The organism is Paenarthrobacter sp. MSM-2-10-13 (genome assembly GCF_011605365.1).
Lineage (GTDB): Bacteria > Actinomycetota > Actinomycetes > Actinomycetales > Micrococcaceae > Arthrobacter.
Genome location: NZ_JAAOXO010000001.1, coordinates 1,162,628 through 1,186,533, shown reverse-complemented (window position 1 = coordinate 1,186,533; position 23,906 = coordinate 1,162,628). Strand labels below are relative to the sequence as shown.

General features: G+C 61.9%; 22 protein-coding genes. 16 read left to right on the top strand and 6 right to left on the bottom strand.

The genetic code is table 11. The annotated features are described in order from the left end of the window. Positions 1-26 precede the first annotated feature (26 nt). Positions 27-935, bottom strand: coding sequence for a BadF/BadG/BcrA/BcrD ATPase family protein (locus tag HAV21_RS05605; protein WP_142939280.1), 909 nt, complete (start codon positions 933-935; stop codon positions 27-29). Between the two features lie 257 nt (positions 936-1,192). Here HAV21_RS05605 and HAV21_RS05600 point away from each other — a divergent pair, with 257 nt between their 5' ends. From HAV21_RS05600 to HAV21_RS05575, 6 genes are all read left to right on the top strand, one after another. Further along, positions 1,193-1,915: a GntR family transcriptional regulator gene (locus HAV21_RS05600; RefSeq protein WP_166840815.1), complete on the top strand. Its 723-nt coding sequence runs from the start codon at positions 1,193-1,195 to the stop codon at positions 1,913-1,915. Position 1,916: 1 nt separating this feature from the next. Next, positions 1,917-2,711 carry an IclR family transcriptional regulator gene (locus HAV21_RS05595; RefSeq protein WP_166840813.1) on the top strand — a complete coding sequence of 265 codons (795 nt, stop codon included), beginning with the start codon at positions 1,917-1,919 and terminating at the stop codon, positions 2,709-2,711. 173 nt (positions 2,712-2,884) lie between these two features. Next, positions 2,885-3,670, top strand: a complete 786-nt coding sequence (locus HAV21_RS05590; protein WP_166840811.1) for an SDR family oxidoreductase — start codon at positions 2,885-2,887, stop codon at positions 3,668-3,670. A 104-nt stretch (positions 3,671-3,774) separates the two neighbouring features. After that, on the top strand, positions 3,775-5,460 hold the full coding sequence (locus tag HAV21_RS05585) for an FAD-dependent oxidoreductase (RefSeq protein WP_166840809.1): 1,686 nt from the start codon (positions 3,775-3,777) through the stop codon (positions 5,458-5,460). After that, positions 5,457-5,747 (top strand): Dabb family protein, encoded by a 291-nt coding sequence (locus HAV21_RS05580; protein WP_142939275.1) that lies wholly within the window; start codon positions 5,457-5,459, stop codon positions 5,745-5,747. Before HAV21_RS05585 ends, HAV21_RS05580 begins: the two co-directional genes overlap by 4 nt. 41 nt (positions 5,748-5,788) lie before the next feature. Next, positions 5,789-7,132 (top strand): MFS transporter, encoded by a 1,344-nt coding sequence (locus HAV21_RS05575; RefSeq protein WP_166840807.1) that lies wholly within the window; start codon positions 5,789-5,791, stop codon positions 7,130-7,132. An 18-nt stretch (positions 7,133-7,150) separates the two neighbouring features. On the opposite strand, the gene HAV21_RS05570 is transcribed toward HAV21_RS05575, so the two are convergent. From HAV21_RS05570 to kynA, 3 genes are read right to left on the bottom strand one after another with little or no spacing between them, the layout of a single operon-like run. Further along, a complete protein-coding gene (locus HAV21_RS05570) occupies positions 7,151-8,014 on the bottom strand; it encodes a PaaX family transcriptional regulator C-terminal domain-containing protein (RefSeq protein WP_208095900.1) in 864 nt (287 codons plus the stop codon). Positions 8,015-8,021: 7 nt separating this feature from the next. Beyond that, complete coding sequence (gene kynU / locus HAV21_RS05565; protein WP_166840803.1) at positions 8,022-9,260, bottom strand: kynureninase; 1,239 nt, start codon at positions 9,258-9,260, stop codon at positions 8,022-8,024. A 45-nt stretch (positions 9,261-9,305) separates the two neighbouring features. Next, complete coding sequence (gene kynA, locus HAV21_RS05560) at positions 9,306-10,175, bottom strand: tryptophan 2,3-dioxygenase (protein WP_166840801.1); 870 nt, start codon at positions 10,173-10,175, stop codon at positions 9,306-9,308. A gap of 123 nt (positions 10,176-10,298) precedes the next feature. On the opposite strand from kynA, the gene HAV21_RS05555 reads away from it, so the two are divergent. From HAV21_RS05555 to HAV21_RS05535, 5 genes are all read left to right on the top strand, one after another. Continuing rightward, complete coding sequence (locus HAV21_RS05555) at positions 10,299-10,817, top strand: HAD domain-containing protein (RefSeq protein ID WP_166840799.1); 519 nt, start codon at positions 10,299-10,301, stop codon at positions 10,815-10,817. Positions 10,818-10,998: 181 nt separating this feature from the next. Then, positions 10,999-12,204, top strand: a complete 1,206-nt coding sequence (locus tag HAV21_RS05550) for an inorganic phosphate transporter (protein WP_142939269.1) — start codon at positions 10,999-11,001, stop codon at positions 12,202-12,204. Further along, positions 12,201-12,422 (top strand): hypothetical protein, encoded by a 222-nt coding sequence (locus HAV21_RS05545; RefSeq protein ID WP_142939268.1) that lies wholly within the window; start codon positions 12,201-12,203, stop codon positions 12,420-12,422. The genes HAV21_RS05550 and HAV21_RS05545 overlap by 4 nt, the downstream gene beginning before the upstream one ends. A gap of 98 nt (positions 12,423-12,520) precedes the next feature. Next, entirely contained in the window at positions 12,521-13,618 is a 1,098-nt protein-coding gene (locus HAV21_RS05540) for a hypothetical protein (protein WP_166840797.1), read from the top strand. Between the two features lie 189 nt (positions 13,619-13,807). Beyond that, a complete protein-coding gene (locus tag HAV21_RS05535; RefSeq protein WP_166840795.1) occupies positions 13,808-14,347 on the top strand; it encodes a dihydrofolate reductase family protein in 540 nt (179 codons plus the stop codon). Here HAV21_RS05535 and HAV21_RS05530 read toward each other — a convergent pair. After that, complete coding sequence (locus HAV21_RS05530; protein ID WP_142939265.1) at positions 14,341-14,805, bottom strand: hotdog fold thioesterase; 465 nt, start codon at positions 14,803-14,805, stop codon at positions 14,341-14,343. The two genes, HAV21_RS05535 and HAV21_RS05530, sit on opposite strands and share 7 nt — an antisense overlap. Before the next feature lie 160 nt (positions 14,806-14,965). Here HAV21_RS05530 and polA point away from each other — a divergent pair, with 160 nt between their 5' ends. The 4 genes from polA to rpsA all read left to right on the top strand — a co-directional run bounded on the left by polA (position 14,966) and on the right by rpsA (position 21,732). Next, positions 14,966-17,608, top strand: coding sequence for a DNA polymerase I (gene polA / locus HAV21_RS05525; protein ID WP_243753142.1), 2,643 nt, complete (start codon positions 14,966-14,968; stop codon positions 17,606-17,608). Between the two features lie 105 nt (positions 17,609-17,713). Further along, positions 17,714-19,027, top strand: a complete 1,314-nt coding sequence (locus tag HAV21_RS05520) for a GNAT family N-acetyltransferase (RefSeq protein ID WP_166840793.1) — start codon at positions 17,714-17,716, stop codon at positions 19,025-19,027. Between the two features lie 76 nt (positions 19,028-19,103). After that, positions 19,104-20,066, top strand: a complete 963-nt coding sequence (locus HAV21_RS05515; RefSeq protein WP_142939262.1) for a polysaccharide deacetylase family protein — start codon at positions 19,104-19,106, stop codon at positions 20,064-20,066. A gap of 184 nt (positions 20,067-20,250) precedes the next feature. After that, positions 20,251-21,732 carry a 30S ribosomal protein S1 gene (gene rpsA, locus HAV21_RS05510; RefSeq protein WP_026540604.1) on the top strand — a complete coding sequence of 494 codons (1,482 nt, stop codon included), beginning with the start codon at positions 20,251-20,253 and terminating at the stop codon, positions 21,730-21,732. Positions 21,733-21,946: 214 nt separating this feature from the next. Here rpsA and HAV21_RS05505 read toward each other — a convergent pair whose 3' ends face one another. After that, a complete protein-coding gene (locus tag HAV21_RS05505; RefSeq protein WP_166840791.1) occupies positions 21,947-22,636 on the bottom strand; it encodes a YigZ family protein in 690 nt (229 codons plus the stop codon). A 22-nt stretch (positions 22,637-22,658) separates the two neighbouring features. Here HAV21_RS05505 and coaE point away from each other — a divergent pair, with 22 nt between their 5' ends. Beyond that, positions 22,659-23,897 carry a dephospho-CoA kinase gene (coaE, locus tag HAV21_RS05500; RefSeq protein WP_166840789.1) on the top strand — a complete coding sequence of 413 codons (1,239 nt, stop codon included), beginning with the start codon at positions 22,659-22,661 and terminating at the stop codon, positions 23,895-23,897. Positions 23,898-23,906 lie beyond the last annotated feature (9 nt).

Genomic DNA, 23,906 nt, shown 5'->3' with positions numbered 1-23,906 from the left:
CACCCGCCCGGCATGACGTAACTGGATCAGTTCTGAAGGAGTTGCCTGGCCAGTTCCACCGCACCGTGAACCGGAGGCTGCGCCAGAATCCGGATCGAGGACGGGTCCTCCAGGGAAACCTTGCGCGCCACGGCCCCGGCCAGCTGACTCTGATTCACCAACAGAGCACCAGCCATGACCAACGGCAGATCCAATCCCAACTCACCCAGAACCTGGCGGGCATGCGTTGCCAGCGAATGCGCGGCCTCAGCCTGGATCCGCAACGCCGCCGGGTCACCCTCGGCTGCCAAATCCAAAACAAGCGGCGCCAAACCCGCCCAATGGTCAGGTTCGGGTTTGGCGTAGAACGAGTCCATGAGCTGCAATGCGTCCGCGCTCGCCGTTGCCGCCATCACGGCTCTGACCAATGTGCCTGGTTCCAGACCTGCGTAGTACTCCCGCAAAGCCTCGCGGACGGCGTCGCGCACCACGGAGTAGCCGCCACCCTCATCACCCAGCAGATACCCATAGCCTCCGCTGCGGGCTTCCCGCCCGTCACGGTTCCGACCCCATGCAACGGAGCCGGTGCCCGCAACCACTACAGCTCCGACGTCGAGCCCTGCTGCTGCAAGGACTATGCGGGTGTCGTGCACAACCTCGATCCTGGCGCCCGGGAAATGCTCCGTGAGCAGGGCGGACAGGACAGCACGGCTAGCCGGGGTATCTGCTCCGGCGGCTCCGGCACAGACGGCCTCGATCCCGCCGCCCACCTTTGCAGCAATGCGGCGCAGCACCGCGTCAGCCCCCTGGTGGCCCACCGAGGACAGGTTGGCGCTGGCCTCGGTGATTTCGACGCCGGTGCCGCTGCGGGCGTCGATGTCGCCTTGCGCTGCGTCGGAGCGAACAGCGTGCGTCTTGGAGCCGCCGATGTGAAGGCCCAGCACAGCCGGAGTCACAGGGTTCCCGCCGATTCACTGCTCTTTCGCTGAAAATCCTTCAACTGACGGCCCTTCGTTTCGAGTGCTGACTACTGGACAAACATAAACCCGGGGATTGCCAGTTCACCGGATCTGGTGGGTTCAGACCGACAGCTCAACAATGGCGACGGGGTCAACGGTGGCGACGCGGTCTCCATTGGCAATCGGGTCTACATTGACAATTAGGTCTACATTGGCATAGACCAATGGCGTTGTCCATAAGTAGGATCTCCACTATGTCCAGCAATGTCTCACCGTCAACTCCCAAGTACTACCTCCTGAAGACCGAGGTATTAGGGCTTATAGCGGGTCAACGTCCGGGCACACTCATTCCCACCGAGCGCGCCTTGGCGGAAAAGTACGCAACTTCCCGGACCACGGTCAGGCAGGCGATCAGCGAACTGGTGGCCGAGGGAAAGCTGGGCCGCATCCAAGGGCACGGCACGTTCGTGGCGCCTCCAAAAGTGACCCATGTCCGGCAGCTGACTTCCTTCTCCGACGACGCCCGCACCCAAGGTCTGCGGCCTGACTCCAAGTTGCTCGCCCTGGACGTTCTGGGCTCTGATGCGGAGGTCGCAGCACATTTGGGGATTGACCAAGGCAAGCCCGTCACCCGGCTCGAGCGTATCCGCCTGATTGAGGGGGAACCGCTGGCGCATGAGGTTGCTTGGCTTCCAGCAAAGCTGCCCCGGTTCAAGTCCCAGCTGGCCAAGGCGGGATCGCTGTATGCTGCCCTGGCCGACGTTTACGGGATTCGGATAGCCGACGTCGAGGACACAGTGGAGACAGCACTCGCCGGCCCTGCTGAGGTCAGGCTGCTGGGAATAGAGATGGGGGCACCTTTGCTGCTGGTACACCGCCTTGCCCGGGATGCAGTCGGCGCGCCGGTGGAATGGACCCGGAGCGCATTCCGCGGCGACAGGTTCCGGTTCGTTTCCCGCGTTAGGTCAGGTAACTAAGGTGGCCAACTCGTCCTCGGGTGAGTCCGTCATCCGCCGTGTGGTCCGCTTGGTCGGAGCATTCGACGACGCCCATCGCACCATGAGCGTCGCTGCGTTGGCCCGGCGCTCCGGCTTACCCGTGACAACCACGTATCGCCTGGTGGACGAGCTCTTGAATGAGGGCCTGCTGGAACGGGAAGCCAATGCCGAGGTTCGGCTCGGCACCCGCTTGTGGGAGCTGGTGTCCAGGAGCTCCCGCATGGTCGGCCTCCGCGAAGCTGCCCTGCCGTTCATGGAGGACGTCCAATCGGTGGTTCAGCACTCCACTACGTTGGGGATCCTGGATTCCGATGAGGTCCTCTACATTGAGCGCATCGGCTCCCGTGATTCCATGGTGGACATCACCAAGGTTGCCGGCCGCCTGCCGGTCCATGGAACGTCCTCGGGGCTGGTGTTGCTGGCCTATTCTCCACCTGCCTACCAGGACTTGTTTCTGGCCCGGACGCTGGAGAAGTTCACTGACGTGACGCTCACCGATCCCGCTGAACTACGGCGACACCTCGCCGGCATCCGTCAACGCGGGTTCGCTTCCATGCCCGGCATTATTGTCCCTGAGTCCAGTGGAATCGCGGTCCCGGTGGTTGGTCGGGCAAATACCGTGGTGGCTGCACTGAGTGTTGTGGTTCCCAGGAACGAGGAAAACACGGCAGCCCGCGTGCCTGTTCTGATGACGGCAGCACGCGGAATCTCCCGAGCGCTGGGATGGCGCGGAGAACTCAAAGGTGCCCTCCGCCAAAGCAATGGAAGTCTCTGATTCCCGTTCATCGGTAACCCTGTGGCTTCACTCACAGGGCCGCTGGCACTGTGGAACCAAGCAGGGCATCTCGCCCGGGCACCACACTTAAAGGCCCTTGTGGGTTCATTCCGTGCTGCCCTGCGTCCAACTGAGGTTTCAGCAGCCGCAATGCAGCGGCAGGAGGAGTTGTGGTGGAATCAGCAACACAGGCAGGTAATCCGCCCAAGGACGGGCGGGTGGCCGGCAAGATTGTCGTAGTCACGGGCGGTAGGGGAGACCTAGGCGGCGCAACGGCCAGGTTGCTTGCCGATCACGGAGCCACGGTGGCCAGCTTGGACCGTGCAGGAACTGCAGTTGCAGGCGTACATGCCGGCATCACCGAGTACGACGTCGATGTCACAGATGAAACCAGCGTGGTCGAAGCAATCCACCGCGTCTCTGCGGATCACGGCAGTCCCGACGTCTTGGTCAATGCTGCAGGAATCATCGGTCCGGCCGGAGCCAGCCACACAGCAACACTGGACGATTTCGACCTCATCTTCGATGTCAACGTCAAGGGCGTGTGGCTCATGACCAAGCACATCGTTCCGGGGATGATCCTCAAACAGTCAGGCAGCATCATCAATTTTTCCTCAATCCATGGACTGACCGGTGGGCGCAACGTGCCTCTTTACCACGCCACCAAGGGTGCTGTGCGGCTCCTCAGCAAGTCTGATGCGGCGGCTTACGGCGCACACGGCATTAGGGTCAACTCGGTCCACCCCGGGTCAATGAATACCCGGATGAGCCGCCGCTCGGCAGAGCAATCGGACATCGGCGCGGAGGCTTACTACAAGCAGCTGGTGGGCGGAAACCCGCTTCCCCGGCAGGGCGAACCGGACGAGATCGCGTACGGGGTCCTTTACCTGGCTTCCGATGAGTCCCGGTTCACCACTGGTTCAGAGCTCGTCATCGACGGCGGATACACGGCGGTTTGAGCAGTATCGCTGACAAACACCGCGGGCATAACACCGCGTCATCAACGTCACCGTAGTACTGCAGGTTCTTTGTGTGACCACATTCAACGGAGAGAGACACCACCATGAAATTCATTAACGGGACTAAAGCAGATACCTACGATGTCGTAGTTGTCGGATCCGGCGCAGGTGCTTTGACGGCGGCGGCGACGGCCGCGCGGGCCGGCAAATCCGTCGTCGTGCTTGAAAAGACCGAACTGCTGGGCGGCACGTCTGCTGTTTCGGGCGGCATGCTGTGGGTGGCTGACAACCACCATGCACGCGAGGCGGGGCTGAGCGATTCCAAGGAGGCGGCCGCGGAGTATGTCCGCGCGGTGGCACGGGGTCGGAGCCGTAAAGAGTTGCTGGACGCCGCTCTGAACTACGGCGACACCATGCTCCGCTTCACTGAAGACGAATGCGGCGTGCGGTTCATCTTCCTGGACAATTTTCCGGATTACCGGCAGGACCTCCCGGGCTCGGTTGAGGGTGGCAGAACGGTGGAACCTGAGCTGTACAACGTCCGTGAAGCACTCGGCGATCTCGCTGTCCATGTCCGCTCTGATGGGCGGGCCCCCTTCACCATGCAGGAATATGAAAACTGGGGAGCTTTTACCAAATTTCCCTGGCAGGAACTGTACGAGCGCCAAGAGCAGGGCCTGGTGGCAAAGGGCCAGGCGCTGGTTTCGATGCTCTTGGCCAGTCTGGTCCGTGATGGCGCCGCGTTGGTAGTTGGCGCCCGCGGACATCGGCTGCTCAGTGATGGCAGCAGGGTAGTGGGCGTCGAGCTCGAATCGGGGGAGGCCTTCCACGCCAACGACGGTGTGGTCCTCGCAACCGGCGGTTTCGAGTGGGACACGGCCTTGGCGGACTCGTTGCTGGCTTCGCGGCTGTACATCATGTGCTCGCCTCCTTCGAACACGGGCGACGGCCTGAAGATGGCCCAACGAATCGGTGCCCAAACCCGCGGTACCCGGGAAGCCTGGTGGGCGCCCATGTCCATCACAGGAGACACCCGGGATGGCCAACCTATTGGAACCCTGCTCCGTTTTGAGAGGCAAGGGCCGGGTTCGCTGATGGTTAATCGCCACGGCCGCCGCTTCGCCAACGAATCCCAAAACTATAACGACCTCGCACGGTGCCTGCAGTCATGGGATTCGCCCAATAACCAGCCCCTGAATACCCCGGCCCACGTGGTCTTCGATCACAGTTACTTGGAACGCTACGGCGTCCTCGCCCACCGGGCGGGCCAGCCGACTCCGGACTATCTGGTGGAAGCTCCGTCCCTCGCCGAACTCGCAGCGAAGATCGGTGTCCCCGCGGAAAACCTCCAGGCCACGGTAACGCGCTTCAACGAGTACGCAGTGAGGGGGGAGGATCCTGACTTTGGGCGCGGCGAAAGCGCCTACGACAAATACTGGGGCGACGACGATTGCCCTTGGCCCAACCCCTCCCTCGGACCACTACACAGTGGACCGTTTTACGCCATGGAGGTAGTCAACGGCGCCTTTGGAAGTAACGGGGGAGTTGCCACGGATGGTTCGGCAAGGGTCCTGGACGTTGACGGGCAAGCAGTTCCCGGACTGTTCGCCGCGGGAAACACCACGGAAAATGCCTACGCTGCAGGCTATCCGGGGGCCGGGGCCACGCTGGGACCCATCATGACCATGGGGTACCTCGCAGGCCGTGCCATTGCCGGGCAGCCGGCGGAATACGTCGCTGCAGAATTCGCGGGGGCCGGATCCGGTGCTGACTCCGGAGCCGGCGCATGATCCGCCATGCGGTCCTCTTCAAATTCACACCGGATTTTCCCGTCGCGGACCGGGCCGCATGGATTGAAGGCTTGAACCGGATGGAGGGCAACATTCCGGGGCTCTTGAGCCTCACCCACGGGCCGGATGTGCTTCAGCATGATCGATCGTTCGATTACGCGATCGTGGCCGACTTCGGTGCTCTGGAAGACGTTGATGTTTACAACACGCATCCGCTGCATGAGCCGCTCAAGAAGTACTCGTTCCCTAACAGCGAGCAGATCATCGCCGTTGATTTTCGGCTTTAGCTCCGACGTTCCCGAACCTGCGCCATTCGAAGGAGAATCGCATGTCCAGCACAACCCAGCAGTCTACTGCGCTGCGCAAGACACCCGGAAAAGCGGCCTTGGCCTCTTTCCTGGGTAGCACACTTGAGTATTACGACTTCTTTATTTACGGCTCAGCCGCGGCATTGGTGTTCGGTCCTTTGTTCTTCCCTTCGGATGACCCCGCAGTCGGCTTGATCGGTGCATTCGCCACCTTTGGCGTGGCTTATGTGGCACGTCCGGTGGGCGGGCTGGTGATGGGCCATTTCGGTGACAAACTGGGCCGGAAGAAGGTCCTGCTCATCACGTTGAGCGTCATGGGACTTGCTTCCCTGGGCATCGGATTCCTACCCAGCTACAGCCAGATCGGGGTATGGGCACCCATCCTCCTGGTGGCAGGGCGCCTTGCTCAGGGTTTTTCCGCCGGCGCCGAATCTGCGGGTGCTTCAACCTTGACCCTGGAACACTCTCCCGAGGGACGGCGTGGATTTTTCACCAGCTTTGTCATGACCGGATACGCCTCAGGGATGGTGCTTGCCACGCTTGTTTTCATTCCCGTGGCCGCACTTCCCACTGAAGCCCTCATGAGCTGGGGATGGCGTGTACCGTTCTGGCTCTCCATTGTGGTTCTGGCCATCGCCTACTGGGTGCGGACGCACTTGGACGAAACCCCGGTGTTCGAAGAAGCAAAGGACCGCAAGTCAGTTGCGCCCATGCCGCTCCGGGAAGTCCTGCGCTTTCAATCGGCAGATGTGGTCCGGGTGGTTGGCATGTCCATCATGTCGGTCATGCAAACCATCTTCACTGTCTTCGGCCTGTCCTACGCCACAGGTGCGGCGGGATTCGATAAAGCATCCATTCTCACCGTCAATGCCGTGGCAATCGGCCTGTCCATGTTTGTGATGCCCTTGACCGCCAGGATCTCTGACCGGGTGGGCCGGCGGCCGCTGCTCCTGACGGCGGCCATCGGCTGCTCGGTGACCATCTTCGCCTATTTCGCGGCGTTATCCACCGGCAACATCTTCTTGGTCTTCGCCGCGGCGTTCGTCAACATGACACTGCTCTACTCCTGTTTCAACGGGATCTGGCCCGCTTACTTCGCTGAACTCTTTGCCGCCCCCGTCCGCTACTCCGGGATGGCTTTGGGCAACCAGCTGGGCTTGGTGGTTGCCGGATTCGCGCCGTTGATCGCAGGTTTGCTCCTCGGCAAAGGTAGCGACGGCTGGCTACCCGTAGCCTGCTTCGGGGTCCTGTGCATGGTTATCGCAGGGGTAGCTGCGTTCTCTTCCCGGGAGACCGCCAAGACACCCCTTGAGGACCTCGGGGAGCCGTACTGGCAGGGCGTCGCGTCCCGGAACGGGAAGTAGGCTTCGGGAGCAACTGCATCAGGAAGCACGCAGCATGCTGCGCACAAACTCCCCGCTCGGTTCCGCGTAGGCATCAACTATCCGGCTGAACAGGGCAGTACCTTCGGCCCCGGGCCAGTCCTCAGGCAGGAACGCCGACGGCAGTCCGGGGTCGAGGTACGGGATGATCCGCCACATGTCGATGCACTGCACATACGTAGCAAAGGCCTCAGGTGAAGGCTCCACGGGTTGGCCGGACTGCCCTTGGGCATCGGCGCCGTTTCCGCTGCCTGATCCGTGCTCGTGGATGAAGTCCCTGTGCAGTGCAGCTACCGCATCCAGGTCCCACCATTTGGACGCGGCGTCCTGAAGGGTGCCGCCCACCAGCGGAGTTTCCGTCACGAAGATGGTGGACATGGTCCGTAGCTCCAGATCTGTGAGGATTTCCTCCACCTCCGGACGCAGCGAATCGGGGCAGATCCACAGTCCGGCAGCCACCGTACCGCAACCGATCCAGTGCAGCCTGCGGCGTAATTGATGCCGTTTTTCGCGTTCGGTCTCCGGTATGGAGAAGGAAATCAAGCACCAGGGATCTGATTCCGACATACTCCGCGGGTTGTAGATCCTCCGGTCGCCGCGGGCCAGCATGGTTGCGGCGCCCTCGGTCAACGTAAACCCGGGCACACCATTGCGGGATTCCTGCAACACCACAACTTTCTTGCGAAGCCGGCCCAGGGCAGTCCGGGTTACTGTTCCGGAAGTCCCCAACGCTTCCATGAGGGTCACAATGTCCTTGGTGGACATCCAGCCTCCGGCGTCCCGCAGATACAGGCCAACGACTGTGCGCAGCAACGAGGTTGTACTCCCGGGGCGGGAGTCCATGTCGTCAAGGACGGCACTCATCACCGGCTCACAGCAGTTCGGAGAGGGCATCGCGGATGGCTGCGACTCCCAACTCAACCTCGGCGTAGCTCGTGCTCAGGGGCGACAGGCCAATGCGGAGGCCGTGCGGGGGGCGGAAGTCCGGGATGACGCCCTTTTCCCAGAGCTTGGCCGTGACATCGGCGAACAGCGGGTGGTCCACGGTAATGTGCGAGCCTCGCTCTGCAGGATTCCGGGGGCTTACGATTTCCGCACCAAGTGGCACCAAGTGCTTTTCGGAGAGCGCGATTGCGTACTCGGTCAGTTTGACCGATTTTTCACGCACGGCGTCCATGCCTACCGAGGCGATCAGTTCCAGCATGTCCTTCATCGGCTGCATGGCCAGCACCGGCGGTGTTCCGGTGATAAACCTGCGCATGCCCTGCGCGGGCTTGTATGACTCCGTCATTCCGAAGGGATTATCGGCACCCATCCAACCCCATATGGGTTGCTGCAAACGATCCTGCTGAGAGGCGTTGACGTAGGCAAAGGCGGGTGAGCCTGGTCCGCCGTTGAGGTATTTGTACGTGCAACCGACCGCGAGGTCCACGCCCCATGCGTCAAGTTCCATGGGCACCGAAGCAACCGAGTGGCAAAGGTCCCAAAGCATCAGTGCTCCGGCTTGGTGCACCTTTTCCGTGATCCCCCTGGCGTCGGCCAGGAACCCCGAGCGGTAGGCTACATGGCTGAGGACCACCACTGCCGTCCGCTCACCCAGCAGTCCGTCCAGGTCTTCGGCACGAACACCGCTGGCAGGGTTCGCAGCGATCCATTTGATGCTGGCCCCGCGCTCCTTGGCGATGCCCTCAATGATGAATCGGTCGGTAGGGAAGTTGTCGCGGTCGATGATGATCTCATCGCGGCCCGGCTGGGCGTCCACGGCTGCGCGGATCATTTTATAGAGCATCACCGAGGTGGAGTCACCCACAGTGGTCTGTCCCGGAGCGGCACCCAGGGTCACTTCACCAATGAGGTCGCCTACCGCGGTGGGCTCGTCCATCCACTGCTCGTCCCATCCGCGGATCAGGCGGCTGCCCCAGGCGTCGTGGACAAAGGATGCCAGATTCGCGGAGGTGACCTTCAGTGGGCGGCCCAGTGAGTTGCCGTCCAAATACGAGACGAGCTGATCGGCGTCGGGCGCGTAGAAGGCCTCGCGCTGGGCGGCGAGGGGATCAGCGGCATCCAGTTCGGCCGACGTCGGTTTTTGGGTTTGTTGTGCTGTTGTCATGGTTCCTCCTGCGGAAGTGTTGGGCGGCAGAGGCCGGGCGTCTGGTTAGTTGCCGATCTCGGTGCGGACGGCGTAAAGCTCAGGGAAGAACGTGAGATCCAGGGCGCGCTTCAGGAAGTCCACTCCCGACGATCCGCCTGTGCCTACCTTGAAGCCGATGGTGCGCTGGACTGTCCTCAGGTGGCGGAACCGCCAGGCCTGGAAGTTGTCCTCAATATCCACAAGATCCTCGCAGGCTTCGTAAAGGCCCCAGGGAGTGTCGTCCGCTTCGTAGATCTTCTGGAAGATGGGTACGAGGTCTTGACGGAAGGTCCACGGCTCGCTGGTATCCCGGGCCAGGATGTCGGCGGGGATGTCGTAACCTGCGCGGGCCAGGACGTTCAGGAAAGCGTCATACAACGTGGGCTCCTCCAGGAGCGTGCTGAGTAACGCATGAGCCTCGGGTTCGCTTTCAAAGACGCGCAGCATCCCGCGGTTCTTGTTGCCCAACAGGAATTCCACGCCGCGGTATTGATACGACTGGAACCCTGACGAACTGCCCAGGAAGCCGCGGAACTGGGCGTATTCGCGGGGCGTGAGGGTGCCAAGGACGGACCATTGCTCAGTCATGGTTCGCTGGATGGCCTTGACCCGGGCGATGCACTTGAGCGCCTTGCCCAAATTGTCGGCGTCGAAAAGCCTCCGGGCTTCCAGCAATTCATGCAAAACCAGCTTCAACCAGAGCTCGCTGGTCTGGTGCTGGATGATGAACAGCAACTCGTCGTGGTGCTCTGGCTCGCTGAGGGGGTGCTGGGAGCTCAGCAGGCGGTCGAGGTCCAGATACCCGCCATAAGACATTGCATGCCGGAAATCAGTGCGGACACTGTCCTCGATATCGCGGACGCTTTGGGCGGAATGGACTGTGGGCTTTTCCATGCTGAGACAATATCACTTGCATGACGCACGTCAAGGTATTGATTTACGCAAAGTATCCAGCTCCGGTTTGTAGCTAAGTTCTCGCGTAGGCTGAATCTCAACCGTTGGGGAAGGGGAGTGGCCATGGATGCCCGTCAAGACACTCATGCACCTGTGTCCGTATATCTGGACGTCGACGGCGTGGTGAACCCCTTCAGTCCCCTCGGAACCACGGACTGGGGAAGCGAATGGACCTTCGCCGACGCCGGAATCCTGGATGTCGCTTTTGCGCAGGAGGTTGTCGCTGAACTCAATGACCTTGCACTTCACCCCGATGCTCGATTTGTGTGGCTGACCACCTGGGAGGGCCTCGCGCCGGAGTTTCTATGCCCCGCCATCGGCCTGAACGGACAGGACTGGCCGGTGCTTTCCAGCCTGGGCTGGGATGAGGGCAATGAGTGGTGGAAATTGGTGGCCCTTCAAAAGGATCTGGCCGGCGCCGGAAGTGAGCGGATCATATGGATTGACGACCAACTCAGCCAGGAGTCCGAGGCCCGATCCTGGGCCGAATACCAGCAAGATCGTGTGCTTTGCATCTCACCGGATCCGCGCAAAGGTCTATCGCGTCGCGACCTCGAGGCTGTCAGGGCTTACCTGGGGTGAACCGGAGCCCCGGCACGTTTGTCCGCTCACCGGAAGGCACGTAGGATTCTTAAGGTTTCAAGCCCGCCGGAGTGAACACCGCAAGCCGAGTCAGTTGAACACTTGCTGAACTATGCTGTGGATGGCAGGTATGGGGAAGTGAAACTGCTGAACGTCGTCGACTCTGCAGATTGGGCAACAGGTGGATATCACCTTCATGGTCGCGCTGGTAATAGCGTTGGCCCTATTCTTTGACTTCACCAACGGGTTTCACGACACTGCCAACGCGATGGCTACGCCTATCGCCACGGGGGCGATCAAGCCCAAGACGGCTGTCGCCCTGGCTGCCGTGCTCAACCTCGTCGGCGCATTCCTCTCTACGGAAGTGGCCAAGACCATCTCCGGTGGACTGATCCGGGAAGGGTCAGAGGGAATCCACATCACCCCTGACATCATTTTTGCCGGCCTCATGGGGGCTGTTCTCTGGAACATGATCACCTGGCTCAAGGGCCTGCCATCGAGTTCGTCACATGCACTGTTCGGCGGCCTCATCGGCGCAGCAGTAGTGGGCATCGGCTTCCACTCCATCAACTTTGAGACAGTACTGCAGAAGGTGATCCTGCCTGCCATCTTCGCGCCGCTCATAGCAGGGCTCGTCGCGTACATCTGCACCCGCCTCGCTTATGCCCTCACCTCCCGGCATGATCCCGAAACAGGCGACAAGCTCACACAGAAACGTGGCGGCTTCCGCACTGGACAGATTTTCACCTCAAGCCTGGTGGCCCTGGCACACGGAACCAACGACGCCCAGAAGACCATGGGCATCATCACCCTGGTGCTTATCGCAGGAGGCACTCAGGCTCCGGGCAGCGGTCCGCAGTTCTGGGTTATTGCAGCCTGTGCTTTCGCCATCGCGATCGGTACCTACGCAGGTGGTTGGCGCATCATCCGCACCATGGGCTCGGGCCTCACCGAGGTAAAGCCGGCACAGGGTTTCTCCGCGGAAACCAGCACCGCCTCTGCCATCCTGGCCTCATCCCACCTGGGCTTTGCCCTTTCCACCACTCAGGTAGCATCAGGCTCGGTCATTGGCTCAGGCCTTGGCCGAAAGGGGACATCTGTCCGCTGGGGCACTGCGGGCAAGATTGCCTTGGGCTGGTTGTTCACGCTACCGGCCTCTGCCATCGTCGGCGCGCTGACGGCTCTCCTGGTGAGCATCGGCGTCGTTGGCGTCATCATCGCCGCAGTGGTGGGTACTGCCGCGGTGCTGTTCATGTTCGTCGTTTCCCGCAAGTCGCACGTCGGCCACCACAACGCCGTCGAAGTTGAAGAAGCCGGCCATGCCGTGCGGTTCCGCAAGAAGAAGAAATCCCGAAAGACAACCCCCAGCGAGGATGTGCAGCGATGAAATGGTTGGAATTGCTGCAGGTGGCGGGAGTAACCCTCGTGGCCGCCGTTACCTTGGTGGTGCTTTACTCATTGGGCGTTCGCCTAACGGCCATCGCCGGTGACGCCCAGCAAAAGTCGCCTGTTTTGGTGCGCTCATTGGCCTACGTATGCTTCGCGTTCTGCGCAGCCGCGGTACTTTTCGGCATCTACCTGATTGTGCCCTATTTCGGAAAGTAGCCGCTGTTTTCTGGCTGTGAGGTCCTCCAGGGAGAATAATCAGCAGTGCAGTTATGCACATAGCTGCGTGATTCTGAACCGGCAGATGTGGGGCCGTCATGACGTTCCTTACCCGGGACCAGCTCATTGGACTGGTGCTGGTTCCCGTCGTCGTCTTGGGACTTTCTGCCTGCCTTCCTTCCGGAAACGACGGCCTCCCCTCCATCTCCACGCCCAACTCGACGTCCGTCTCACCCCCGGCGACGTCCACGGCTCAGGCCGCCTCACCAGAGGCCACATCACCGCAGGAAGCTTCAGCTGAAGCCACCGCCACGCAGGCCGCCTCAACACCGGACGCTGTCCAGACCAGCCCACCGCCGGCCGCAACGCCGCAAAGTGAATCGGCGCCGCAACAGCCCACCGGCGTCGGACCAACCGGCAGTCCCCGCAGCGGCAGTCAACCCGAGCGGGCGCCGAAGTCCGAGGAAACCGCAGAGGCGCCCCCGCAGGAGCCCACCGTGGTGAGTTGGCTGCCAACCGGGCCCATTGGGTCAGATGATCCCGCCCCTGGCCAGCGGTACCTCATGCTGCAGCAGTTCCAATGCGATGCGCTGGTCCAGAGCGTTGAGGGCGCAGCAGATGCTGCCGTCTGGCAGGCGGGCGCGGCGGTGTGCAGGGCCCTGCAAACCGGAAGGCAGGACGACTGGCAGCAAGCGTCCGTGGCCGTGGCCAGGACCCCGCGAATCCCGCAAAAGCAGTGCCTTGAGTTCCGGGTGGCGGCCACATCGGCATTTCTGGTTGCTCAGTACCGCAGTAACCCCGGATCTGTTTTCGAGGCGGAACCCGGTCCCGGCGAAGCGTGCCCCCGGCAATTGCTGAGGTTGACCGTAGTGGACGAGGACTTGCGGCCAGTGATTGGCATGCCCCGCGCATCGGGACCCACCTCAGGGGGCACTATTGTTCGCTTGGACGGCTACTACGTGCGGGTAGGAGAAGTCCTGTTTGATGGCGTCCCCACAGTTCCGGACATTGTGGCCGGGGGAGGGGACTACCAAGCGTTATACCTGCGGATGCCGCCCGCTGAAGGCAGGGAATCCATCCGGATCTCCATCAAAGACACGGTGGAGGTTGCCGGAACGGTGACGTTCTTCTACGTGGATCCTGCCGTGCCTGGCAGCACCCTTCCACCTGCTGCTGAACCGGCCAAGGAGCCCTAGACGCCCAGTTCATCGCCGCGTACGACTCCGAAAAAAGTCGTCCCGGGTAAGCCAGCCAATCCCGCAGCCCGCTGATGAGTCAGGGTCGCTGCCCAGTCCGGTCGCTGCCCAGTCCGGTCGCTGCCCAGTCCGGTCACCGTAATGGCCGGTCACTGTCCTGGCCGGCTCGGATTGCCCTAGTCTGAGGCTATGGCGATTTTCCAGTATTACGTAGCGTCAACCATTGATGGCTTCATCGCCTCGCCTGAGGACGATCTTGGCTGGCTCCTCCAGTTCGACCAAGCTGAGGGAGTCAATGAGAGCATCGAATCTTTCATGGCGGGCGTTGGATGCATCGCCATGGGCGGCGACACCTACCGCTGGCTCATGGAACATGAACCCGGCAAATGGCCGTACCCGGATACCCCATGCTGGGTCTTCACCCACCATGAGTACTCAGCACCGGCCGGAGCGGATATCACCTTTGTCCGTGGCGACGTCCGCGAGTTCGCACCGGACTTACTCAAGGATGCAGGCGACAAGAACGTCTGGCTGTTGGGCGGAGGCCACCTCGTGGCTCAGTTCGCCAACGCCGGATTGCTCCACGAGATGATCGTCACCATCATTCCCGTGGTGCTGGGCGCGGGAAAACGGCTGCTGCCGCTCAACGGCCCGACGGCGCCGCTTGAGTTGGTCTCTTCCAAGATCCTTGGTGGGGCGGCGGCTGAACTTCACTACCGGCTTCAGTGACGGTTGTCCCGGATCATATTAGTGATCCGGGCAGTTGAGAGCCGGCGGCCCTTGTCATCGGTGATAACAATCTCGTGCGTTGCCAGTGTGCCACCCAGATGGATGGCGGTGCAGGTGCCCGTCACGATACCGCTGGCAACGGAACGGTGGTGGGTTGCGCCCACCTCTATGCCTACGGCGTGTCGTCCCCGGCCGGCGTGAAGCGATGCAGCGAACGACCCCAAGGTCTCTGCAAGGACAACGTGGGCTCCGCCGTGCAGGATACCTGCCACCTGCGTGTTTCCTTCCACCGGCATAGTGGCCACCGTGCGCTCCGCACCCATTTCCGTGAATCGGATACCCAGTTTCACCACGAGGGCGCCAACGCCATGCGCTGAGAGCCAATCGTGGAACTCTTCGGGGACACCTGCTTCATTGAGCTCGTCGACAAACCGGTTCGGCGTGAAATTGTCCATCATGCCAACTAGGCTGGCACCTGTGAGTGAAACAACCAAACCGGACCAGGTTCCAACGGCCCAAGCTGCTGCCATCGCTACAGCACCCACCCCCTCTGCATCAACCACCACCAGCACTACGGGGGAGGGCCGGCCCAGGCTGCTGGTCCTGGACGGCCACTCCATGGCATTCCGGGCTTTCTATGCCCTTCCTGCGGAGAATTTCTCTACGGCCAGGGGGCAATACACCAACGCTGTCCATGGGTTTACTTCCATGCTGATCAACCTGATCAAGGACCAGAAGCCCACCCACGTTGCCGTGGCATTCGACGTTTCTGACGACACCACGTTCCGTAAGGCTGAGTACAGCGAATACAAGGGCGGCCGCAACGCCACCCCCGCCGAGTTCGCCGGCCAGATCGGCCTCATCGCCAAGGTCATGGAAGCCTGGGGCATCAGGACCATTGCCATGCCCGGATATGAAGCCGATGACGTCCTGGCCACGCTGGCCGCCCAGGGCGACGCCGCAGGCTTTGAGGTGCTGCTTGTTTCCGGTGATAGGGATGCGTTCCAGCTCATCAATGACAACGTCTTTGTCCTGTACCCCAAGCAGGGTGTCAGCAATATCCCCCGGATGGATGCTGCGGCCATTGAGGAAAAGTACTTCGTCAAGCCCGGTTTGTACTCTGACCTCGCTGCCCTCGTGGGTGAAACCGCGGACAACCTTCCCGGCGTTCCGGGCGTCGGCCCCAAGACCGCGGCCAAATGGATCAATCTCTACGGTGGCCTTGAGGGCATCCTGGAAAACCTAGACTCCATCGGCGGCAAAGTGGGCGGCGCCCTGAAGGAGAACCTTGAGAACGTCAAGCGCAACCGCAGGCTTAACCAGCTGCTGACCGACCTCGACCTACCCCTCACCTTGGCTGACTTGCACGAGCCACGTCCGGACCGCCAGGCGATCGAGGAGCTTTTTGAGGAACTCGAATTCCGGACTCTCCGGACGCGGCTGTTCGATCTCTACGGTGACGACACCGCCGGAGCGGCCCCGGACACCATTGAAACCCCGGAATACACCGTCCTCAAGGACGCCCCGGGACTCGAGGCCTTCTTTGCCGCTGGATCCGGCGTGCGTTCGGCACTCGCGGTCCAACTGGTACCCGGACGCGTCGGTGATGACGCAAGTGCCCTGGCTGTCGTCAGGAGCAACGGTGCGGCCTACATCGACCTAACGGGCCTGGACGCCGCAGCTGAGTCGGTTTTGTCCCGGTGGCTCCAGGACCCCGAGGAAGCCAAGGTGCTGCACGAGTTCAAGTCTGCACTCAAGGCCCTCCACAACCGTGGCCTCGGCTTGGAAGGCGTGGTGGATGACACCTCCATCTCCGGCTACCTGATCCAGCCGGACCGCCGCAGCTACGACCTCGCTGAGCTGGCCCAAGTGCACCTGAAGATCTCCTTGGCCGCTGCTGCGGCCCAATCCGGACAGTTGGAATTGGACCTTTCCGGTGACACCGACGAAGCTGCCGCAGCAGCGCTCGTCCAGCATGCCGCCGTCGTGCATGCACTCAGCAAACACTTCGAAACCGAACTTGCCGACATCAAGGCCGACGCCCTGTTGACCACGCTGGAACTCCCCGTGGCGCGCGTGCTGGCCCAGATGGAACTCACCGGCATCTACGTATCCACCGACCGGATGGACGAACAGCTCGCCGACCTCACCAAGGTCATCGAGAACGCTCAGGAGCAGGCTTTTGCCGCGATCGGACACGAGGTCAATCTCGGTTCGCCCAAGCAGTTGCAGACCGTCCTGTTTGAGGAACTCGGCCTGCCCAAGACCAAGAAGATCAAGTCCGGCTACACCACCGACGCCGCGTCCCTGAAGGGGCTGCTGGAGAAGACCGGCCACGAATTCCTGGTCCAGCTCATGGCACACAGGGAATCTTCCAAGCTCGCCCAGATGGTGGAGACCCTCAAGAAGTCCGTTGCCGATGATGGTCGTATCCACACCACGTATGCGCAGAACATTGCAGCAACAGGCCGCATCTCCTCCAACAACCCCAATTTGCAGAACATCCCGGTCCGCAGTGAAGAAGGGCGTCGCGTTCGCGGCATCTTCGTCGTCAGCGACGGCTATGAGTGCTTGCTGTCGGCCGACTACTCCCAGATCGAGATGCGCATCATGGCGCACCTCTCCGGGGACGAGGCCCTCATCCAGGCCTACCGTGATGGCGAGGACCTCCACCGCTTCGTGGGATCGCGGATCTTCAACGTTGCGCCGGCCGAAGTCACCAGTGCCATGCGTTCCAAGGTCAAGGCAATGTCTTACGGCCTGGCGTACGGCCTGACGTCCTTCGGATTATCCAAGCAGTTGGAAATCTCCGTGGATGAAGCCCGGACTCTCATGAAGGACTACTTCGACCGCTTCGGCGGAGTCCGCGACTACCTGCGCGGCGTAGTGGACCAGGCCCGGACAGACGGTTACACAGCCACCATCGAGGGCCGCCGCCGCTACCTCCCGGACTTGACCAGCACCAACCGGCAAGCCCGCGAAGCAGCCGAGCGCATCGCCTTGAACTCACCCATCCAAGGCTCAGCGGCAGACCTCATCAAGCGCGCCATGCTGGGCGTCTCGGCCGAACTCGCCAGCCAAGGACTCAAGTCCCGCATGCTGCTCCAGGTCCACGACGAACTGGTGCTGGAAGTTGCGCCGGGAGAACGCGAAGCCGTGGAGAAGCTGGTCATCGAACAGATGGGCTCGGCTGCTGAATTGTCAGTGCCGCTGGATGTCCAGATTGGCGTCGGTTCCAGCTGGTACGAGGCCGGACACTAAGCCAGGCACGTATTTGTTGAGTCCAGCCAAGGATTCAAGCGAACGCCTGAGGGCGCGCCGCCGAGATGGTGGCGCGCCCTCCGGCGTCTGGCTAGGCTCAATGGCGTGGCCGATCCCAATGAAAACAAGTCCGGAAAGTACACCGTTCAACGATTCCCTGCCGTAGCTGATCCAGATGACGCCGGCTACAGCCGCTGCACCACCTGGGTGCAGGCCGTATCCCACGGGTTCCACCAACAACGGCGCGACGATGAATACCTCGCCAGAACCTTGGCGGCCTATCAAACAGATCAGCGCGAGCTGACGGGCGTCTACGTCAACGGCAACGTGCCGGAGCATTCTCTTGGCTCAGAGGTTCCCGTGGCAACGTACGCCACCATGCGCAAGGCCTTGAACATTGGTTTTGGCCGCCAACTTGAGTCCAACCTCGTTACCGCCGTGACGGTCCGCGGCACGCACCGGCGGAACGGAATCCTGCGCGGCATGATGACCGCCGATCTGGAAGCTGCCAAGGATGACGGCCTTGCCATGGCCGCCCTCACGGCGTCTGAAGCGTCCATCTACGGCCGTTTTGGCTTTGGCGTGGCCACTTTTGAGCGAAGCATCAAGGTTGATACCGGCCCTCGGTTCAGGCTCCGGGGGCTGCCGCAAGGCACCATGGAAGTCGCCGATCCGTCCGTGCTCCTGGACGTGGCACCGCAGGTCTTTGAACGTGTCCAGCGGCTCTCGCCGGGTTCCATTGACCGGCAGGAATACTACCGGCTTCTCGCTTCCGGTTCCATCGGCCACGACGGCAAGCCCGACACCTCCGTTCGTTGCGCCCTGCACTATGACCTTTCCGGATCATTGGATGGCTACGTTTCCTACCGCTTCAAGGGCTGGGACCACAAGCCGTTCACCATGGAGATCGTGGACCTCGTGGCCGCAAGCAATGCGGCCTACATGGACCTGTGGAGGTTTCTGGGCAGCATTGACCTCATCGACGAAGTGACGTGGGTTGAAGCGCCGGTGGATGACCCTCTTGCGTGGGCGCTGGAAGATCCGAGGTGCATTGAGGCCTCGGAGATCCGCGACATGCTGTGGCTCAGGATCCTGGATACACCAGCTGCCTTGCAGGCCCGCAGCTTCCCCGTTGCCGGCAGGCTGGTGCTGGAGGTGACGGACTCCCTGGATTTGGCGGGTGGCACCTGGGTTCTGGAGTCCGACGGCGGTGCTGCCGCCGTCGTGACGGAAGCGTCAGGCGAGGCGCCCGACCTCAGCCTGGACGTCGCCGACCTCGCCTCCATTTATCTTGGGGCTGTGTCGCCCGTTACCTTGGCGGCCGCTGGTCGCATTAGCGAGCACACGCCGGGAGCTGCGTTCCTAGCACAGCAACTGTTTGCTGTGGAACGATCCGCGCACTGCCTGACGCACTTCTAGAGGCCGTCAAGCAAGCGCGACCACCACCACAACCACCTAGTTACAACCACATAGTTACAACCAGAGAAGGACATCCATGGGGGATTCCACGCGGCGGCCGTTGGCCGGCCGGCGATCAGTGCTGCTTGGAATGGCAGGCCTTGCCTCGGCTGCCCTGACGGCGTGTGCGAGTGGCCCTACGCATACCGCCGGCTCGAGCGGAGACCTTGCTGCCCCAACGTCCCCTCGTTCGGGCCCGGCCACACCGCCGCCTTCCATAGCCGCCAAGTCCCGCGAGCAAGCCGTTGCGGCCCTCGCTCCAACGTCTCCCGCTTCGCCAGGGCCCGCATCCACTGTGCCGTCGAAGCAACACATCATGGCGGAGTTCCACGGAAGGCACCCCAAGGAATGGGGACTGCACGTGACGGGAGTGGTGAACCGCACAGCGTCCGCCAAGGTGGTCTTGACATTTGATGCGTGTGGCGGTCACGGCGGCACAGGATGCGACCACGCACTCCTGCAAACTCTCCGGAGACACAACGTCCCTGCAACGCTGTTCATCAACAGCCGATGGATCCATGCCAACCCCGCGCTCTCGGCAGAGTTGGCCGCCGACCCCCTGTTCGAACTCGCCAATCACGGCACTGCCCACCTGCCGTTGTCAGTGAGTGGCAAGTCCGCCTACGGCATTCAGGGTACCGCTTCAGTGGCAGCCGCTTACGATGAGTTGATGGGTAACCAGCAAATCCTGCAGGAGCTGTGCGGAACGGCCCCGAAGTTTTTCCGCCCAGGCACTGCGTTCTACGACGAAGTTGCGGTGGAAATGACGCGAAGGCTCGGTATGTTGCCGGTCAACTTCACAGTCAACGGCGACGGTGGAGCCACATATTCTGCTGCCACAGTGGCCGGTGAAGTGGGGCGTGTGGTGGCCGGGGACATCGTCATTTCGCATTTCAACAGACCTGCGGCAGGCACCGCCGGCGGCTACGCGCGGGCTTTGCCCCAGCTGCTGGACCACGGAGTCTCCTTTGCCCGCCTCGGGGACGTCCTGACGGTGTAACGCTCCTTTTGACCCTGCTTTGCCAATGCGACTAGAATAAACGGGCGTGTACTACGTGCATGCATCCATTTTGTACTAATCCACAAATCAGGATGACCCGGTAATTTGCCGTGTTCTGCCGTCCGGACCCGGGCGGCAGCGGTTTGCCTGACCGACTAACTATCCACAACGGAGCCCCTACTACATGACCATCACCTCCACCGAGAAGCCCGGTACCCCCGTAGTCGCCATTAACGACATCGGTACCGCTGAGGACTTCCTCGCAGCTGTCGACGCCACCATCAAGTACTTCAACGACGGAGACCTCGTCGAAGGTACCGTCGTCAAGGTCGACCGCGACGAAGTTCTGCTCGACATCGGTTACAAGACCGAAGGTGTCATCCCTTCCCGCGAGCTTTCCATCAAGCACGATGTTGATCCCGGCGACGTTGTCGCCGTTGGCGATCAGGTCGAAGCTTTGGTTCTCACCAAGGAAGACAAAGAAGGCCGTCTGATCCTCTCCAAGAAGCGTGCTCAGTACGAGCGCGCCTGGGGCGACATCGAGAAGGTCAAGGAAGAAGACGGCGTCGTTACCGGTACCGTCATCGAGGTTGTCAAGGGTGGCCTCATCCTGGACATCGGCCTGCGTGGCTTCCTCCCCGCATCGCTCGTGGAGATGCGTCGTGTCCGCGACCTCGCTCCGTACATCGGTCAGCAGATCGAAGCCAAGATCATCGAGCTGGACAAGAACCGCAACAACGTTGTGCTGTCCCGCCGTGCATGGCTCGAGCAGACCCAGTCCGAGGTTCGCTCCACGTTCCTCAACAAGCTGGAAAAGGGCCAGGTTCGTCCGGGCGTTGTTTCCTCCATCGTCAACTTCGGTGCATTCGTGGACCTGGGCGGCGTAGACGGCCTCGTTCACGTTTCCGAGCTGTCCTGGAAGCACATCGACCACCCGTCCGAGGTTGTCGAGGTTGGCCAGGAAGTCACTGTCGAGGTCCTCGAAGTGGATCTGGACCGCGAGCGTGTCTCCCTGTCGCTCAAGGCTACGCAGGAAGATCCGTGGCAGACCTTCGCCCGCACCCACGCCCTCGGCCAGGTTGTTCCGGGTAAGGTCACCAAGCTGGTTCCGTTCGGTGCGTTCGTTCGCGTCGAAGACGGCATCGAAGGCCTCGTGCACATCTCCGAGCTGGCTGTCCGCCACGTGGAGCTTGCAGAGCAGGTTGTCTCCGTTGGCGACGAACTGTTCGTCAAGGTCATCGACATCGACCTCGAGCGTCGCCGCATCTCCCTCTCCCTCAAGCAGGCTAACGAGGGCGTTGACGCTGACAGCACCGAGTTCGATCCCGCTCTGTACGGCATGGCCGCTGAGTACGACGAAGAGGGCAACTACAAGTACCCCGAGGGCTTCGACCCCGAGTCGAACGAATGGCTCGAGGGCTACGAGACCCAGCGCGCCGCTTGGGAGCAGCAGTACGCTGACGCCCAGACCCGCTGGGAAGCTCACAAGAAGCAGGTTGCCCAGCACGCTGCTGACGACGCTGCTGCTGCAACGTCCGGTGAGTCCGATTCCGGCACCACCAGCTACTCCTCGGAGCCGGCTGCTGCTGAGTCCAACACCGGCGGCGGTACCCTGGCGTCCGACGAAGCACTCGCTGCACTGCGTGAGAAGCTGACCGGCAACTAATTCCGCTTCCCTCACGGGATGAGCTGGATAGCCAACGAAGGACCCCTGCCTCCGGGCAGGGGTCCTTCTGCTTTCGGCCCCTACATCGCATCTGTTTCCTCCCGACGCACCCTTAACCACTGGTGCAATAGGCGGCAACGGGCGCGCTGCCGGGATGAGCATAGGTGCAAACGGCGTTAGGGGGTGTAAACGGCGTTAGGGGTGCGAACGCAGTTCAGTAGGGGACGTCCACCCATTCGGTGCCCTGTGGCAGCAGCTCAAGAGTTCCTGCGGTGAGGGACGCCAGCCGGGCGTGGGCCTCGGAGATGGCACCTGCATCGTCAGGCAAAGCCACTCGAAGAACCGTGTGCCGGGCTTCATATCCGGTTTTCGCCATGACATACCCGGCGCCGCGAAGTTCGTTTTCCAAACGACCAGCCTCCGCGTGGGGGACGTCAATGGAGCACAGGCGCAGTCTTCGCCGCTGAACCAACGGTGCCAGGTCCAAGGCGGCGGACACCGACTCGGAGTACGCGCGGACCAGGCCGCCTGCGCCCAGGAGGATCCCGCCGAAATAGCGCACGACGACGACACTGACGTCGCTAAGGTTCGTCACCTTGGGTGAGGTCTCCCTTTTGACGAGTGCCTCCAGCATGGGGACACCTGCCGTACCCGAGGGTTCGCCGTCATCGCTGGAGCGTTGGATCATGCGATCGGGCCCTATGACGAAAGCTGAGCAATGGTGGCGGGCGTCGTAGAATTCACGGCGAAGGTCACTGACCAATGAGCGTGCTGTTTCCTCATCGGGTGCGCGCCGGAGGACTGTGATGAAGCGGGATCTGCGGATCTCCAGTTCGTTGCGGAAATCCGCACCGGCCGCGATGGTCGTATACGTCGTAGCGCGGCTGCCATCCTCATTTTCCACCGCTTCAGTCTAGTGTTGGAGGGTGTTGAAGATTGGGTTGACTGGCGGCATCGCCTCGGGAAAATCGTCGGTGGCGTCCAGGTTGCGGGAACTTGGTGCAATCCTGGTGGACGCAGATCTTATTGCGCGTGAGGTGGTGGAGCCCGGAACTCCTGGCCTGGAGCGGGTTGTTGGGGCCTTCGGTCCCGGCATCCTCGACGCCAATGGCAGGCTTGACCGGCCGAAGCTCGGTTCCATGGTGTTTCAGGACCCTTCCCAACGCGAAGTTCTCAACAGCATCATCCATCCGCTGGTCCGGGAGGTTGCTGCGGCAATCGTGGCCAGTGCGGGACCTGGTGACATCGTGGTCCAGGACATTCCACTTCTTGTCGAAACCGGGCAGGGCAGCAACTTCCATTTGGTAGTGGTGGTGGATGCCCCGGATGACGTCCGCGTTCAACGCATGGTGGAGTTTCGGCAGATGACCACGGAGGACGCGTTGGCTCGTATGGCCTCACAGGCTACGCGAGCAGAACGCAACGCCGCTGCCGACGTCGTCCTGGACAACTCCGGAACCCGGGAGCAGTTGCTCGCCGCGGTGGATGCTTTATGGACGCACCGCCTGGCGCCCTTCGCGGAGAACCTCCAACGGAGCACCAGGGCCCCGCGCGAAACCGGGCCGGTCATGAACGCTTCCAAGGCGGAGTGGATTGCGCAGGCGCAGCGGTTGGCTGAACGCATCACCGCTGCAGCTCCCCACGAGATCCTTGCAGTGGATCACGTCGGCTCTACCTCGGTGCCAGGGATGGCGGCAAAGGACGTGATCGACCTTCAACTCGCCGTGGCTGACCTTGAGACAGCAGACCGCATTGCTCCTGCCCTCGCCGCGGCCGGTTTCCCCGCCGTGCCCGATTCCCATCAGGACACCCCGAAGCCACCGGAACTGGATCCCGCGCTATGGCAGAAACGGTTCCACGCCAACGCTGATCCGGGCCGTGCGGTGAACCTGCACGTCCGGGTGGCCGGCTCACCCGGATGGCGGTACGCACTGCTGTTCCGCGACTGGTTACGGGCAGAACAGTCTGCGGCGGAACTGTATCAAGCACACAAACATGAAGTGGCGGCCACGCACGCCGGGGACCAGGGCACTGCTGCCTACGCCGACGCAAAGGAGCCGTGGTTCACAGAGGTCGCTTGGCCACTCATGGATGCGTGGGCCACCCGCACAGGGTGGATGCCGCCGTCGTATATCTCTTCTGCTGAAGGCAAACGCGGACAGTAGCTGTCCTAG

Bases quoted from the DNA above. Each gene is read 5' to 3' on its own strand.
- HAV21_RS05545 (WP_142939268.1), top strand. From the start codon at position 12,201: ATGAAATGGTTGGAATTGCTGCAGGTGGCGGGAGTAACCCTCGTGGCC.
- HAV21_RS05580 (WP_142939275.1), top strand. From the start codon at position 5,457: ATGATCCGCCATGCGGTCCTCTTCAAATTCACACCGGATTTTCCCGTC.
- HAV21_RS05570 (WP_208095900.1), bottom strand. From the start codon at position 8,014: ATGAGTGCCGTCCTTGACGACATGGACTCCCGCCCCGGGAGTACAACC.
- HAV21_RS05575 (WP_166840807.1), top strand. From the start codon at position 5,789: ATGTCCAGCACAACCCAGCAGTCTACTGCGCTGCGCAAGACACCCGGA.
- HAV21_RS05535 (WP_166840795.1), top strand. From the start codon at position 13,808: ATGGCGATTTTCCAGTATTACGTAGCGTCAACCATTGATGGCTTCATC.
- rpsA (WP_026540604.1), top strand. From the start codon at position 20,251: ATGACCATCACCTCCACCGAGAAGCCCGGTACCCCCGTAGTCGCCATT.
- polA (WP_243753142.1), top strand. From the start codon at position 14,966: ATGGCATTCCGGGCTTTCTATGCCCTTCCTGCGGAGAATTTCTCTACG.
- HAV21_RS05555 (WP_166840799.1), top strand. From the start codon at position 10,299: ATGGATGCCCGTCAAGACACTCATGCACCTGTGTCCGTATATCTGGAC.
- kynU (WP_166840803.1), bottom strand. From the start codon at position 9,260: ATGACAACAGCACAACAAACCCAAAAACCGACGTCGGCCGAACTGGAT.
- HAV21_RS05540 (WP_166840797.1), top strand. From the start codon at position 12,521: ATGACGTTCCTTACCCGGGACCAGCTCATTGGACTGGTGCTGGTTCCC.
- kynA (WP_166840801.1), bottom strand. From the start codon at position 10,175: ATGGAAAAGCCCACAGTCCATTCCGCCCAAAGCGTCCGCGATATCGAG.
- HAV21_RS05530 (WP_142939265.1), bottom strand. From the start codon at position 14,805: ATGATGGACAATTTCACGCCGAACCGGTTTGTCGACGAGCTCAATGAA.
- HAV21_RS05585 (WP_166840809.1), top strand. From the start codon at position 3,775: ATGAAATTCATTAACGGGACTAAAGCAGATACCTACGATGTCGTAGTT.
- HAV21_RS05515 (WP_142939262.1), top strand. From the start codon at position 19,104: ATGGGGGATTCCACGCGGCGGCCGTTGGCCGGCCGGCGATCAGTGCTG.
- HAV21_RS05600 (WP_166840815.1), top strand. From the start codon at position 1,193: ATGTCCAGCAATGTCTCACCGTCAACTCCCAAGTACTACCTCCTGAAG.